This is a genomic window from Pseudomonas sp. KBW05 (assembly GCF_003852405.1).
Lineage (GTDB): Bacteria > Pseudomonadota > Gammaproteobacteria > Pseudomonadales > Pseudomonadaceae > Aquipseudomonas.
In genome coordinates this window covers 55195-68811 of sequence record NZ_QAJM01000003.1, presented here as the reverse complement: position 1 = coordinate 68811, position 13617 = coordinate 55195, and the positions used below count along the sequence as shown (strand labels likewise).

Genomic DNA, 13617 nt, shown 5'->3' with positions numbered 1-13617 from the left:
GTATTTCGGGAAAATGTTGTGGTTATTACTACATTTTTCCTTGAGTGATGCCTTGAAAAAAGGTATTTGTAGCTTAACTTGATAAAAGAACAAACATCATGCCTTCGATAACCGTAGAACCCTGCACCTTTGCCCTGTTTGGCGCCTTGGGTGATCTGGCGCTGCGCAAGTTATTTCCTGCCCTCTATCAACTCGATGGCGCCGGGCTCTTGCACGACGACACCCGCATCCTGGCCCTGGCCCGTGAAGCCGGGACCGAGCAACAGCACCTGGCCCATATCGAAAAAGAACTGCGCAGCTACGTCGGCAAGGAACTGGACGAAACCATCGCCCAGCGTTTCCTGGCGCGCCTGACCTACGTGCATGTGGACTTCAAGAACGCTGACGACTACGCCGCCCTGGCGGAAAAAGTCGGCAGCGAGCAACGCCTGATCGCCTACTTCGCCACCCCGGCGGCGGTGTACGGCGCGATCTGCGAAAACCTGGCCAAGGCTGGCCTGGCGGAAAACACCCGCGTCGTGTTGGAAAAGCCCATCGGTTCCGACCTGGAGTCCTCGCGCAAGGTCAACGACGCCGTGGCGCAGTTCTTCCCGGAGAATCGCACCTACCGCATCGACCACTACCTGGGCAAAGAAACCGTCCAGAACCTTATCGCCCTGCGTTTCGCCAACAGCCTGTTCGAAACCCAGTGGAACCAGAACTACATCTCCCACGTGGAAATCACCGTGGCCGAGCAGGTCGGTATCGAAGGCCGTTGGGGCTATTTCGACAAGGCCGGCCAGCTGCGGGACATGATCCAGAACCACCTGCTGCAACTGCTTTGCCTGATCGCCATGGACCCGCCGGCCGACTTGTCCGCCGACAGCATCCGTGACGAGAAGGTCAAGGTGCTCAAGGCCCTGGCGCCCATCAGCCCGGAAGGCCTGACCACCCAAGTGGTGCGCGGCCAGTACATCGCCGGCTACAGCGCTGGCAAGCCGGTGCCTGGATACCTGGAAGAAGAGAATTCCAACACCCAGAGCGACACCGAAACCTTCGTCGCCCTGCGTGCCGATATCCGCAACTGGCGTTGGGCCGGCGTGCCGTTCTACCTGCGGACCGGCAAGCGCATGCCGCAAAAGTTGTCGCAGATCGTTATCCACTTCAAGGAACCGTCCCACTACATCTTCGCTCCCGAGCAGCGCTTGCAGATCAGCAACAAACTGATCATCCGCCTGCAACCGGACGAAGGTATTTCCTTGCGTGTGATGACCAAGGAACAAGGCCTGGACAAGGGCATGCAACTGCGCAGCGGCCCACTGCAACTGAATTTTTCCGACACCTATCGCAGCGCACGGATTCCCGATGCCTACGAGCGATTGTTGCTGGAAGTGATGCGCGGCAATCAGAACCTGTTTGTGCGCAAAGATGAAATCGAAGCCGCGTGGAAGTGGTGTGACCAGTTGATCGCCGGTTGGAAAAAATCCGGCGATGCGCCCAAGCCGTACGCGGCGGGTTCCTGGGGGCCGATGAGCTCCATTGCACTGATCACGCGGGATGGGAGGTCGTGGTATGGCGATATCTGAGTTGAAACTGCCCCAGGGCGTCACGCCCCATGAGTACCGCACGCCGGTGCTGTTGGCGGAAGGCCTGGCCAATGATGTGGCCGAGCAATTGCGCGCGGCCATCAGTGCCCGTGGCGAAGCGACGTTGGTGGTGTCCGGTGGCCGTAGCCCCGTGGCGTTTTTCCAGCACCTGGCCAAGCAAGGCCTGGACTGGTCCAAGGTGACCATCACCCTGGCCGACGAACGTTGGGTGCCGGTGGAACACGCCGACAGCAATGCTGGCCTGTTGAAGCAGCACCTGCTGCAAGGCCCGGCGGCCAAGGCCAAGTTCCTCAGCCTCTACAGCGCTGCGGCCAACCTTGAAGACGCAGCCTTGCAGGCAGATCGCCTGCTGGCTGAATTGCCGGCGATTGACGTGCTGGTGCTGGGCATGGGCGATGACGGCCACACCGCGTCGCTGTTCCCCAACAGCCCGAACCTTGCCGAAGCCTTGAAGCCCGACGGTACCCGCCGTTGCTGGCCGATGCTGGCGCCCACCGTGCCGCACCAGCGCCTGACCATGAGTCGCGCACTGCTGGCCACGGCGCACTACACCGTGCTGTCGATTTCCGGCAGTTCGAAATTGACCACCTTGAGCGCCGCGCTGGCCAGTGACGACGTTGCTGCCATGCCGATTCGCGCGTTTTTGCAACCTACATTAGAGATTTACTGGTGCCCATGAGCCAAGGATCAGCCGCTATGAAAAGCCCTCAACCGACCGTGTCCATGGCGGATAAAGTTGCCTTGATCGACAGCCTCTGCGCCAAGGCGCGGATCCTGCCGGTGATCACCATCGCCCGCGAACAGGACATCCTGCCGCTGGCCGATGCCCTGGCAGCCGGTGGTTTGACCGCATTGGAAGTGACCCTGCGTTCCGAGTTCGGCCTCAAGGCCATTCAGGTCCTGCGCGAGCAACGTCCTGAACTGTGCACCGGTGCTGGCACCGTGCTGGATCGCCATATGCTCGAAGCGGCGGAAGTCGCCGGTTCGCAGTTTATCGTCACCCCAGGTATCACCCGCGACCTGCTGGAAGCCTCGGTACACAGCCCGATCCCGCTGCTGCCGGGCATCAGCAATGCTTCCGGCATCATGGAAGGTTATGGCCTGGGTTATCGCCGCTTCAAGCTGTTCCCGGCGGAAGTCAGCGGCGGCGTCGCGGCGATCAAGGCCCTCGGCGGCCCGTTCGGCGAAGTGAAATTCTGCCCGACTGGCGGTGTTGGCCCGGCCAACATCAAGAACTACATGGCGTTGAAAAACGTGATGTGCGTGGGCGGTAGCTGGATGCTTGATCCTGAGTGGATCAAGAACGGCGACTGGGCGCGTATCCAGGAAGTCACCGCCGAGGCGCTGGCGCTGCTGGACTGATTTATCGAATCGTTGTTGCTGTGCTTAACGGCATTTTTGGCGGTGCACTTGGTCGGTGTACCGCTTTTTTTTGCCTGAAAAACACCTTTCATGCCCGCACACATCCATAGGTTGGAATGGGCTTGTGTGGGAGCGGGCTTGCTCGCGAAAGCGGTGCATCAGATACACATGTATCAACTGATCCACCGCTTTCGCGAGCAAGCCCGCTCCCACAGTTTAATCTGCGTTTAACTCGGTAATTGCGTGCACCAGAGCAGCGATATCCGCCGCTGACGTTACCAACCCCGGCGTCACCCGAATGCAGGTGCCAAACGCCGCACCCACCCGTGTGGTGGTGAACAGGTTGTAGTCCTTGAGCAAACGATCTGCCATCGCCTGCTGATCCCGCCCTACAAACTTGAACGCCGTGATCCCGCAATACAGCCGTGGATCATCCGACGTCAGCACCTCAATTCCCGCCAACGGCCGTACCTGGCTCACCCACAGGTCCCGCAGGTAATTGACCCGCGCACCTTTGGCCACCGAACCACCCAAGGCACGGTGCTCTGCAAACACCATCGGCAAGGTCATCAGGGCCGGAAAGTTCGGCGTGCTGTAGGACGTGCGTGCGCGCACATCGTTGAGCGGGTAGTGAAACTCGCCCATGTCCGGGTCGATGTCGGCCAGGCGCTCGGGCGCGACGTACAGAAAGCCCAGGGTCAGCGGCGCGCCGATCCATTTGTGCAGGTTGAAGCCGGCGAATTGAATACCCAGTTCGGCGAGGTTGAAGTCGATCTGGCCCAAGGCGTGGGCGCCATCGAGGATTACGTCCACCTCATGCTCGCGCGCGGCCTTGGCAATCGCTGCAACGGGCATCACCAGGCCAGTGCGATGGGTGACGTGGGTCAGCGCCATCAGCTTTAAACGCGGGTACTGGGCGAATGCATCACGATAAGTCTGCACCAGGCTGTCGAAACTGGCCGGGTGTGCGTGGGACAGTTCGATCACCTCCACGCCGCGAACCCCGGCCAACCAGCGCATGGCGCCTTTGACCGTGTCGTACTCCAGGTCACTGATCAACACCTGATCGCCCGGTTGCAGGCGGTTGTAGTTGCGGATCAGCGACTGCAAGGCTTCGGTGGCGTTGCGGGTAAAGGCCACCGACTCGGGGTCGACATTGATCAGCTCAGCCAACTGGCGGCGGATTTCGACGTTTTCGCCCTGCTCGAAGCGCTGGCGTACATGCCACGAGTTGCTGCGGTTGATAAACGCCACCTGCTCCAGGTACTGCGCACGCACGGCGCGACTCATGCGGCCGAAGTAGCCGTTTTCCAGGTTGATCGGCCCGGGCTCCAGCTCATAGCGCTGGGCGATGGTGTGCCAGTGGTGTTCGTTATTGGCATTCCTTGGCATGGCGGGGTTCTCAATGGCGAGGGGCGGGTTTACCGTGCTTGGCGCGCAGCGGTTCGAGCAATTCAGAGAGGCCGTTGCTGTCGATTTCCTGCATCAATGCCAGCAGCCCACCCAGCTCGCCGTGGGGGAAACCTTCACGGGCAAACCAGTTCAAGTAGGGGCCGGGCAGGTCGGCGATGATCCGCCCTTTGTACTTGCCGAAGGGCATTTGGCGGGTGATCAGCAGTTCGAGTTTTTCGGGGTTCATGAAGGCTCAGGTGTTTGTATCGAGACCCTGGAAAATACAGGCATTCTGCATGAAGGCCAAATGACAGATCATGCAAATAACGTACATACAGATGGTTCAATTTATCGTAACTTATTGAAAATAAAGACTAATTTGTTTTTGTAAAACCTGGCACGGGCGCTGCAACCATTAAGACAACCTTCTAACCCGTACAAGGAATTGAAAAATGACTGACATCAATAAAGAATCGATCTCCGTACTGAACGACCTGATCGAGACCAGCATCGACGGCCAAAAGGGTTTCAAGGAGTGCGCTGAAGACATCAAGCACCCAGAACTCAAAGCCCTGTTTGCAAAGCGTTCCGCCGATTGCGCGACTGCCGCCGCTGAGCTGAAAACCGCCGTACGTGCCTTGGGCGGTGATCCGGAAGATTCCGGCAGCGTTGCCGGCGCACTGCACCGTGGCTGGGTCGACGTGAAGTCGATGCTTACCGGTAAAGATGAAGAGGCTGTATTGAACGAAGCCGAGCGCGGTGAAGACCACGCGCTGAAGGCTTACAAGGAAGCGATCGAGAAGATCAACAAGCACAACCTGCTGGGCATTCGTGACCTGGTTGAGCGTCAGTACCACGGCGTACAACGCAACCACGACCAGGTGAAGGCACTGCGTAACCAGGCTCGCGCTCAGTCGTAAGCCTTACCCAGTTACAAATGTGGGAGTGGTCTTTGTGGGAGCGGGCTTGCTCGCGAATGCGGTCTTTCAGTCACTGCTTCATTGACTGACCCAGCGCTTTCGCGAGCAAGCCCGCTCCCACACAAGCCCGCTCCCACATTCGGTTTTGTATGAATCTTTGGATCGAGATCAGCCAATGCTGATCGGTGGCAATTCGGTCAGCGTTACAACCTGCTGCTTACGCGGCGCCAGGATCTCTGCTTCGCCATCCACCACCAACTCATCCCGCTGGTTGAACACGCGAGTGGCAATGCGCACACGGAACTTCGGCAGTTTTTCGAGGATTTCCAGGCGCACGGTCAGGGTGTCGCCAATTTTCACCGGCTTCTGGAAGCTCATCTGCTGGCCGATATAGATAGTGCCCGGCCCAGGCAGTTCGCAGGCCACGGCCGCGCTGATCAGGGCGCCGCTGAACATGCCGTGGGCGATACGCTCCTTGAACATGGTCGCCTTGGCGTATTCGGCGTCCAGGTGCACCGGGTTGTGGTCACCGGACATCGCGGCGAACAGCTGGATATCGCGCTCTTCCACCAATTTGCTGTAGCTGGCGGTCTGGCCGACTTCGAGGGCTTCGTACGGGGTGTTGGTTACCTGGGTCATCTAAAGGTGCATCCTGTGGCTAATCGGTCATTTAATCGGCTGATTTTAAAGCAAAAATTACTCGCAGCGGGCCGGCCTGTGCAGGGTCAGGGCCTGGTCGAGCCACGTCAGCACATCCGCGGTGACTTCATCGCGGTTGGTTTCATTGAACACTTCATGGCGCGCCTGCGGGTAAATCGTCAGTTGTACCTGCTGGCAGCCGGCCTCGCGCAGGGCGCTGGCCAAGCTTGTGAGACGCTTGCCCTCACTCACCGGATCACATTCGCCGCCGGTCACCAGGATCGGCAGACCCGGATCGATCTGCGCGAGATTGGACGCTTTGCTGATCTGCTGCAAGCCACCGAGCAGGTCGATCCACAGCTGGTTGGTGCAGCGGAAACCGCAGAGTGGGTCGTTGATGTACTTGTCCACCTCATCCGGGTCGCGGCTGAGCCAGTCGAAAGCGGTGCGGTTGGGTTTGAACGCTTTGTTGAATGAACCGAACGACAGGAACTCGATCAACGCACTGCGCCCACGCAAGCCCTGGCGCGCGCGCTCGATCCGCGCGATCAGCCGTGCGGCACGGTACAGCGCCACCGGCTGGAAATTCGAGCCGCTGAGAATCGCCCCGTCCAGGCTGGCACTGTGGTGCAGCAGGTAGGCCTGGGCGATATAGCTGCCCATGCTGTGCCCCAACAGGATGATCGGCAGGCCCGGCTGCTGCTGGCCGATGTGCTGGTTGAGGCTGGCGAGATCGCCCACCACCTTGTTCCAGCCATCTTTTTCGGCGTACAGGCCCAGGGTGCCTTCATCGGCGGTGCGGCCGTGGCCGCGCTGGTCCAGCGCATACAGGCCGTAGCCCGCTGCGCACAAGGCGCCCGCCAGGCGTGCATAACGCCCGCTGTGCTCGGCCATGCCGTGGGACAGCATGATAATCGCCCTGGCCTGGCCTTCCGGCAGCCATTGATTGACGTACAGGCGGCTGCGGTCATTCGCGGTCAGCCAGAAGGTGCTGTGGTTCATGGCGCTTCCTTTGCTCGGGGTCGATGCAGTGTATAGCTCATCCATTGAGGGGCGGGGTATCTGCCTACGCATCAGAGGCGAGATTCATACAATCAATGACAGGGTTTGGCATATTTGCCAGTTTGGCCATAACTGCTAACGTCCCCCAAGCTCCGCTTTATATAGCACTGCAAAAGCGGCCGGACACACTCAGGTAAGAGGACAAGAATAATGCAACCTGATTTCTGGAATGACAAACGCGCCGCAGGCGTCCCCAATGACATCGACCTCACGGCCTACAAGTCGGTAATCGAAGTCTTCGAACGTTCCTGCAAGGCCTTTGCCGACCGTCCGGCGTTCAGCAACATGGGCATCACCCTCACGTATGCCGAGCTGGAGCGCCAGAGCGCGGCGTTCGCCGGCTACCTGCAACAGCACACCGACCTCAAGCCCGGCGAGCGCATCGCTGTGCAGATGCCCAACGTGCTGCATTACCCGATTGCCGTATTCGGTGCCTTGCGCGCCGGGCTGATCGTGGTCAATACCAACCCGCTGTATACCCCGCGCGAGATGCGCCACCAGTTCAAGGACGCCGGTGTGCGTGCGCTGGTCTACCTCAACCTGTTCGGTTCGCGGGTGCAGGAGGTGTGCGGCGACACCGAGATCGACTACCTGATCGAAGCCAAGATGGGCGACTTCATGCCCGCCGCCAAAGGCTGGCTGATCAACACCGTGGTGGACAAGGTGAAGAAGATGGTCCCGGCCTACAGCCTGCCGCGGGCTGTTTCATTCAAGCGCGCCTTGCGCATGGGCGCAGGCCTGGGCGTGACCCGCCATCCGGTGACCCTGGATGATATCGCCGTGCTGCAATACACCGGCGGCACCACCGGCTTGGCCAAGGGCGCGATGCTCACCCACGGCAACCTGGTGGCGAATATGCAGCAGGCGCGGGCGTGCATGTCCCAGGTCACCGACGACGGCCAGCCCTTGGTGCGCGAAGGACAGGAAGTGATGATCGCGCCGCTGCCGCTGTACCACATCTATGCGTTCACGGCGAACTGCATGTGCATGATGGTGACCGGCAACCACAACGTGTTGATCACCAACCCAAGGGACATCGGCGGCTTTATCAAGGAGCTGAAGAAGTGGCGGTTCTCTTGCCTGCTGGGCTTGAACACATTGTTTGTGGCGTTGATGGATCATCCGGACTTCAAGACCCTGGACTTCTCCCACCTGAAGATCACCAACTCCGGCGGCACGGCGCTGGTCAAGGCCACGGCTGAGCGTTGGAAGGCGCTGACGGGTTGTTCCATCGGCGAGGGTTACGGGCTGACCGAAACCTCGCCGGTTGCCAGTACCAACCCTTACGGCAGCCAATCGCGGCTGGGCACCGTGGGTATTCCGGTGCCGGGCACGGCGATGAAGGTGATTGATGATGAAGGTCGCGAGCTGCCCCTGGGCGAGCGGGGCGAGCTGTGCATCAAGGGCCCGCAGGTGATGAAGGGGTACTGGCAGCAGCCGGTCGCCACCGCCGAGACCCTCGATGCCGAAGGCTGGCTCAAGACCGGTGACATTGCGGTGATCGACACCGATGGTTTTGTGAGCATTGTCGACCGCAAGAAAGACCTGATCATCGTCTCGGGTTTCAACGTGTACCCCAACGAGATCGAAGACGTGGTGATGGCGCACCCGGCGGTGGCCAACTGCGCGGTGATCGGCGTGCCGGACGAGCGCACGGGGGAGGCGGTGAAGCTGTTCGTGGTCGCGCGCGCCCAGGGCGTGAGCCTTGAGGAACTGAAGGCGTACTGCAAGACCAACTTCACGGGGTACAAAGTGCCCAAGCATATTGTGTTGCGTGAGTCGTTGCCGATGACGCCTGTAGGGAAAATCTTGCGGCGTGAGCTTCGCGACATCGCCTGATTTGAAATAGGGTAAAAAATGTGGGAGCGGGCTTGCTCGCGAAAGCGGTGTATCAGTCGACATATTGGGTGACTGGCACACCGCTTTCGCGAGCAAGCCCGCTCCCACATTTGCTTTGTGTTGTCCTGAAAGGCCTATTCCAGAGCATTTTTTTGGGGTAATTAGGTGTTGTTTATAGTGTGACCAAATATTGTAGGACAGTCGCGAATATGACTGTGGGGCCTGCGTTTGGCTCTAGGCGGCCCTTGGCAAAGCTGCTACTCTCGGCGCGCTTTGTGACGTCTCGGCCTGCTTGAAAGCGCCAGATTCACCTAAAAAAACATACACCAATAATAATCGCATCAAATGCGATGATGAATTCGCGTCGCTGAGGAGTGGGCTTCCATGAACGAAGACTTTTGGAAGGATAAGTACCCCGCCGGGATTGCTCCAGAGATCAATCCAGACGAGTATCCAAATATTCAGGCGGTACTGAAGCAGTCCTGCCAGCGCTTCGCCAACAAACCGGCTTTCAGCAACCTGGGCAAGACAATCACCTACGGTGAGTTGTACGAACTGTCCGGCGCGTTTGCCGCGTACCTGCAACAGCATACCGACTTGAAGCCCGGCGACCGCATCGCCGTGCAGTTGCCCAACGTCCTGCAATACCCGGTCGCCGTGTTCGGTGCTATCCGGGCTGGCCTGATCGTGGTCAACACCAACCCGCTGTACACCGCGCGGGAAATGGAACACCAATTCAACGACTCTGGCGCCAAGGCCCTGGTCTGCCTGGCCAACATGGCGCACCTGGCAGAAAAAGTCGTGCCCAAGACCGCCGTCAAGCACGTGATCGTCACCGAAGTCGCCGACCTGTTGCCGCCGCTCAAGCGCTTGCTGATCAACAGCGTGATCAAGTACGTGAAGAAAATGGTCCCGGCCTATCACCTGCCAGACGCGATCAAGTTCAACGACGTGCTGGCCAAGGGGCACGGCCAACCGGTCAGCGATGCCAGCCCGGCGAGCGGCGATGTCGCGGTGCTGCAATACACCGGTGGCACCACCGGCGTAGCCAAGGGCGCGATGCTCACCCACCGCAACCTGGTCGCCAACATGCTGCAATGCAAGGCGCTGATGGGCTCCAACCTCAATGAAGGCTGCGAGATCCTGATCACGCCGCTGCCGCTGTACCACATCTATGCGTTCACCTTTCATTGCATGGCGATGATGCTGATCGGCAACCACAACATCCTGATCAGCAACCCGCGCGACCTGCCGGCGATGGTCAAGGAACTGTCGAAGTGGAAGTTCAGCGGCTTTGTCGGCCTGAACACGCTGTTCGTGGCGCTGTGCAACAACGAGGCGTTCCGCAAGCTGGATTTCTCTGCGCTGAAAGTCACCCTGTCGGGCGGCATGGCCCTGCAATTGGCAGCCGCCGAGCGTTGGAAGGACGTGACCGGCTGTGGCATCTGCGAAGGCTACGGCATGACCGAAACCAGCCCTGTGGCGACCGTGAACCCGATCCAGCATATCCAGATCGGCACTATCGGCATTCCCGTGCCGTCCACCGTGTGCAAAGTCATCGCCGATGATGGCACCGAGCTGCCGCTGGGCGAAACCGGCGAGCTGTGCGTGAAGGGGCCGCAGGTGATGAAGGGCTATTGGCAGCGTGAAGACGCCACCGCCGAGATGCTCGACAGCGAAGGCTGGTTGAAGACCGGCGACATCGCGATCATCCAGCCGGACGGCTACATGCGCATTGTCGACCGCAAGAAGGACATGATTCTGGTTTCGGGCTTCAACGTGTACCCCAATGAGCTGGAAGACGTGCTGGCCGGCCTGCCGGGCGTGCTGCAATGCGCGGCCATCGGTGTGCCGGACGAGAAGTCCGGTGAGATCATCAAGATCTTCATCGTGGTCAAGCCGGGTGCCACCTTGACCAAGGACCAGGTGATGGAGCATATGCGTGCCAACGTCACCGCCTACAAGGTGCCCAAGCTCGTGGAATTCCGCGATGCCTTGCCGACGACCAACGTGGGCAAGATCCTGCGTCGCGAGTTGCGTGATGAAGAGCTGAAGAAGCTCGGCCTGAAGAAGTAACCCAATAAAAAACCCCGCGAATGCGGGGTTTTTTAATGCCGGCCGACTGGCTTGCCTTGAAATGCAATCCCTTGTGGGAGCTGGCTTGTGTGGGAGCGGGCTTGCTCGCGAAGGCGGTGGATCAGTCAAAACATCTGCGACTGACACTCCGTATTCGCGAGCAAGCCCGCTCCCACACAAGCCCGCTCCCACATTTCGATTCGGTTTTTACAGGGAAAATTGCGCGAAGTTGATGCCTGCACCGGCCGGCCGCACATCCTTCAAGAACGAATCCTTGTCCGCGCTCAGCTCCAGGGTAATCTCCGGCTTGCGTTTGTTCGCATTACGCACCACCAGCCCTTCGATGTGCTCACGCAGGAACACGGTCGGCACCTTCAGGTGCAGCAACTGGTCGGTCTCGGCGTTATGCATCAACAGGTGAATCCACTCGTACTGGCCCACGCCAATACGCACCACCGGCAGGTCGAACCACCAGATGTTGCGCTTGCTGTCCAGGTCGGTGAAGTGGCAGTTGTTGACGCCGAGTACGGCACCGCCCAGTTCGGTGTTTCTGCGGGCGATGGCCTGTGCTTTATTGAGTTTCATAACCTTCCTACGGGATCTGTTATTCAGCGTTATAGCCTGAATGTGCCGGGCATTCTCGTGGGTTGGCCGCAAAACATAAAGCCAAACCTGCGCCTGGCGATGAAATGCCCCTCGAAAAATAATTGAAACTCTGCCGGACAGCGCCGGGTCAATCTCTAGGTAATGACCAAAACCCTTGATTGTTCTTCTGGAGAAATACCATGGGCAGCACAGCGGATAAGGCAAAAGGTTTGAAAGACGAAGCCATTGGCAACATCAAGCAAGGCGTCGGCAAAGTCACCGGCAACGACAAACTGCGCGCTGAAGGCGTGGTGCAGGAAAAGAAAGGCCAGGTCGAAAAAGCCATTGGCGACACCAAGGACGCCGTCAAGAAAGCCGTCAAATAGGCGGGTACTTGAGCAGCGAAAGCGGCCATCCACGGATGGCCGTTTTTATGTCACCGGATGCAGTTAAAGTTTCGAAATTGTTTCAAGGTCGCCAAATAAGCTACCTTGATGTAGAAAACGGCCCCTGAGTCGCCCTTGAACTCAATTTTTTGCGGCGAAAGGAGACGCTATGATTTTTCCGGTCCTCAACGGCCTCAAGCTCCACAAAGTACTGGTGCGCACCGTCAAAGAGTTTGTCGATGACGAGATGTCCACCTACGCCTCGGCGTTGGCCTACCAGATGCTGTTCTCGCTGTTTCCTTTCCTGCTGTTCCTCATCGCCCTGATTGGTTTCCTGCACCTGCCCGATTTCTTCACCTGGCTGCGCCTGCAGTCGGAGCTGGTGTTGCCGCCCCAGGCCCTGGAGCAGGTCAACCCGGTGATCGACCAGTTGCAGCAATCCAAGGGCGGCCTGCTCTCGGTGGGTATCGTGATTGCCCTGTGGACCGCATCGGCCGGCGTACGCCTGATGATGAGCGCGATGAACGCCGCCTATGACGTGGTCGAAGGCCGGCCGATCTGGAAGCGCTTTCCGCTATCGATCTTCTACACCGTGGGTATCGCCGGCATGCTGCTGGCCGCCGCCGCATTGATGGTGCTTGGTCCGCAAGTGATGGAGTGGCTGGCCGGGCAGATCGGCATGCAGGAGTTCGTGGTCACCCTGTGGACCATCTTGCGTTGGCCGCTGATCGTGATCCTGCTGATGTTCGCTGTGGCACTCATGTACTACGTGATGCCCGACGTGAAGCAGAAATTCCGCTTTATCACCCCAGGCTCCGTGTTGGCGGTGGTGGTGTGGATCGTCGCGTCCCTGGGCTTTGGCTACTACGTAAAAACCTTCGCCGACTACAACGCCATGTATGGCAGTATCGGTGCGATCATTGTGTTGCTGCTGTACTTCTATATTTCCGCCGCGGTGTTGCTGCTGGGGGCGGAAATGAATGCGGTGATCGAACACATGTCGGCCGAAGGCAAGGCGCCGGGTGCCAAGGATTTCGATGAGCCGCCGCAGGAAAAACAACATGTCTCGGGCCTCGGCCGGGACCACTCCAAGCCCACCACTGATGAAGTCTGATCGATGATCCGTGAAATCCTGAAAATGGGTGACGAGCGCCTGCTGCGTATCGCGCCACCGGTGCCCCCGGAAATGTTCGACAGCCCCGAGCTGTGGCAATTGATCGACGACATGTTCCAGACCATGGAACACGTCGGCGGTGTTGGCCTGGCCGCGCCGCAGATCGGCGTTGACCTGCAACTGGTGATCTTTGGTTTCGAGGCCAGCGAACGCTACCCGGACGCGCCGCCGGTGCCGCAGACCATCCTGATCAACCCGCTGATCACGCCGTTGAGTCCGGTGCTGGAAGAGGGCTATGAAGGTTGCCTGTCCGTGCCCGGTTTGCGCGGGGCGGTGAACCGTTACCAGCAGATCCGCTACGAAGGTTTCGACCCCAAGGGCGAGCCGATCGTACGGATTGCCGAGGGTTTCCATGCGCGGGTGGTGCAGCACGAGTGCGATCACCTGATCGGGCGGTTGTACCCGTCGCGGATCACCGATTTCACTAAGTTCGGCTTTATCGAAGTGATGTTTCCCGACATGGATCCCACTGCCGACGATTAACCCCCAGAAATACAGAGATCCAAATGTGGGAGCGGGCTTGCTCGCGAATGCGGTGTGTCAGCCACACATAAGTTGACTGATCCACCGCATTCGCGAGCAAGCCCGCTCCCACA

14 protein-coding genes are annotated in these 13617 nt (G+C 59.2%); 9 read left to right on the top strand and 5 right to left on the bottom strand.

All coding sequences use genetic code 11. From position 1 onward, the window contains the following. Positions 1-98: 98 nt before the first annotated feature. From zwf to DBR46_RS02410, 3 genes are read left to right on the top strand one after another with little or no spacing between them, the layout of a single operon-like run. The gene (gene zwf / locus DBR46_RS02420) at positions 99-1565 is read left to right on the top strand and encodes a glucose-6-phosphate dehydrogenase (RefSeq protein ID WP_124524877.1); all 1467 of its coding nucleotides are present in this window, start codon (positions 99-101) and stop codon (positions 1563-1565) included. After that, positions 1552-2265, top strand: a complete 714-nt coding sequence (gene pgl, locus DBR46_RS02415) for a 6-phosphogluconolactonase (protein ID WP_124524876.1) — start codon at positions 1552-1554, stop codon at positions 2263-2265. Before zwf ends, pgl begins: the two co-directional genes overlap by 14 nt. 17 nt (positions 2266-2282) lie before the next feature. After that, positions 2283-2948 (top strand): bifunctional 4-hydroxy-2-oxoglutarate aldolase/2-dehydro-3-deoxy-phosphogluconate aldolase, encoded by a 666-nt coding sequence (locus DBR46_RS02410; protein WP_099585438.1) that lies wholly within the window; start codon positions 2283-2285, stop codon positions 2946-2948. Between the two features lie 216 nt (positions 2949-3164). On the opposite strand, the gene DBR46_RS02405 is transcribed toward DBR46_RS02410, so the two are convergent. Both DBR46_RS02405 and DBR46_RS02400 read right to left on the bottom strand, forming a co-directional pair. Continuing rightward, positions 3165-4340 (bottom strand): aminotransferase class V-fold PLP-dependent enzyme, encoded by a 1176-nt coding sequence (locus DBR46_RS02405; protein ID WP_124524875.1) that lies wholly within the window; start codon positions 4338-4340, stop codon positions 3165-3167. A 10-nt stretch (positions 4341-4350) separates the two neighbouring features. Then, a complete protein-coding gene (locus tag DBR46_RS02400; RefSeq protein ID WP_076949988.1) occupies positions 4351-4587 on the bottom strand; it encodes a DUF3820 family protein in 237 nt (78 codons plus the stop codon). Between the two features lie 205 nt (positions 4588-4792). On the opposite strand from DBR46_RS02400, the gene DBR46_RS02395 reads away from it, so the two are divergent. Next, positions 4793-5260: a PA2169 family four-helix-bundle protein gene (locus tag DBR46_RS02395; RefSeq protein ID WP_010208206.1), complete on the top strand. Its 468-nt coding sequence runs from the start codon at positions 4793-4795 to the stop codon at positions 5258-5260. A gap of 168 nt (positions 5261-5428) precedes the next feature. On the opposite strand, the gene DBR46_RS02390 is transcribed toward DBR46_RS02395, so the two are convergent. Both DBR46_RS02390 and DBR46_RS02385 read right to left on the bottom strand, forming a co-directional pair. Then, positions 5429-5899: a MaoC family dehydratase gene (locus tag DBR46_RS02390; RefSeq protein WP_010208208.1), complete on the bottom strand. Its 471-nt coding sequence runs from the start codon at positions 5897-5899 to the stop codon at positions 5429-5431. Between the two features lie 57 nt (positions 5900-5956). After that, positions 5957-6901, bottom strand: a complete 945-nt coding sequence (locus tag DBR46_RS02385; protein ID WP_124524874.1) for an alpha/beta hydrolase — start codon at positions 6899-6901, stop codon at positions 5957-5959. Between the two features lie 210 nt (positions 6902-7111). Between DBR46_RS02385 and fadD2 the strand changes: the two genes are divergently transcribed. Together fadD2 and fadD1 are read left to right on the top strand one after the other, a co-directional pair. Further along, on the top strand, positions 7112-8800 hold the full coding sequence (gene fadD2 / locus DBR46_RS02380; RefSeq protein WP_017735667.1) for a long-chain-fatty-acid--CoA ligase FadD2: 1689 nt from the start codon (positions 7112-7114) through the stop codon (positions 8798-8800). Positions 8801-9184: 384 nt separating this feature from the next. Continuing rightward, complete coding sequence (fadD1, locus tag DBR46_RS02375; RefSeq protein ID WP_124524873.1) at positions 9185-10876, top strand: long-chain-fatty-acid--CoA ligase FadD1; 1692 nt, start codon at positions 9185-9187, stop codon at positions 10874-10876. 207 nt (positions 10877-11083) lie between these two features. Here the strand turns inward: fadD1 and DBR46_RS02370 are convergent, their stop codons facing one another. Further along, complete coding sequence (locus DBR46_RS02370; RefSeq protein WP_124524872.1) at positions 11084-11461, bottom strand: hypothetical protein; 378 nt, start codon at positions 11459-11461, stop codon at positions 11084-11086. 200 nt (positions 11462-11661) lie between these two features. On the opposite strand from DBR46_RS02370, the gene DBR46_RS02365 reads away from it, so the two are divergent. The 3 genes from DBR46_RS02365 to def all read left to right on the top strand — a co-directional run bounded on the left by DBR46_RS02365 (position 11662) and on the right by def (position 13504). Then, the gene (locus DBR46_RS02365; protein ID WP_124524871.1) at positions 11662-11847 is read left to right on the top strand and encodes a CsbD family protein; all 186 of its coding nucleotides are present in this window, start codon (positions 11662-11664) and stop codon (positions 11845-11847) included. 169 nt (positions 11848-12016) lie between these two features. Next, positions 12017-12961 (top strand): YihY/virulence factor BrkB family protein, encoded by a 945-nt coding sequence (locus tag DBR46_RS02360; RefSeq protein ID WP_124524870.1) that lies wholly within the window; start codon positions 12017-12019, stop codon positions 12959-12961. Positions 12962-12964: 3 nt separating this feature from the next. After that, the gene (gene def, locus DBR46_RS02355) at positions 12965-13504 is read left to right on the top strand and encodes a peptide deformylase (protein ID WP_124524869.1); all 540 of its coding nucleotides are present in this window, start codon (positions 12965-12967) and stop codon (positions 13502-13504) included. Positions 13505-13617: the final 113 nt, after the last annotated feature.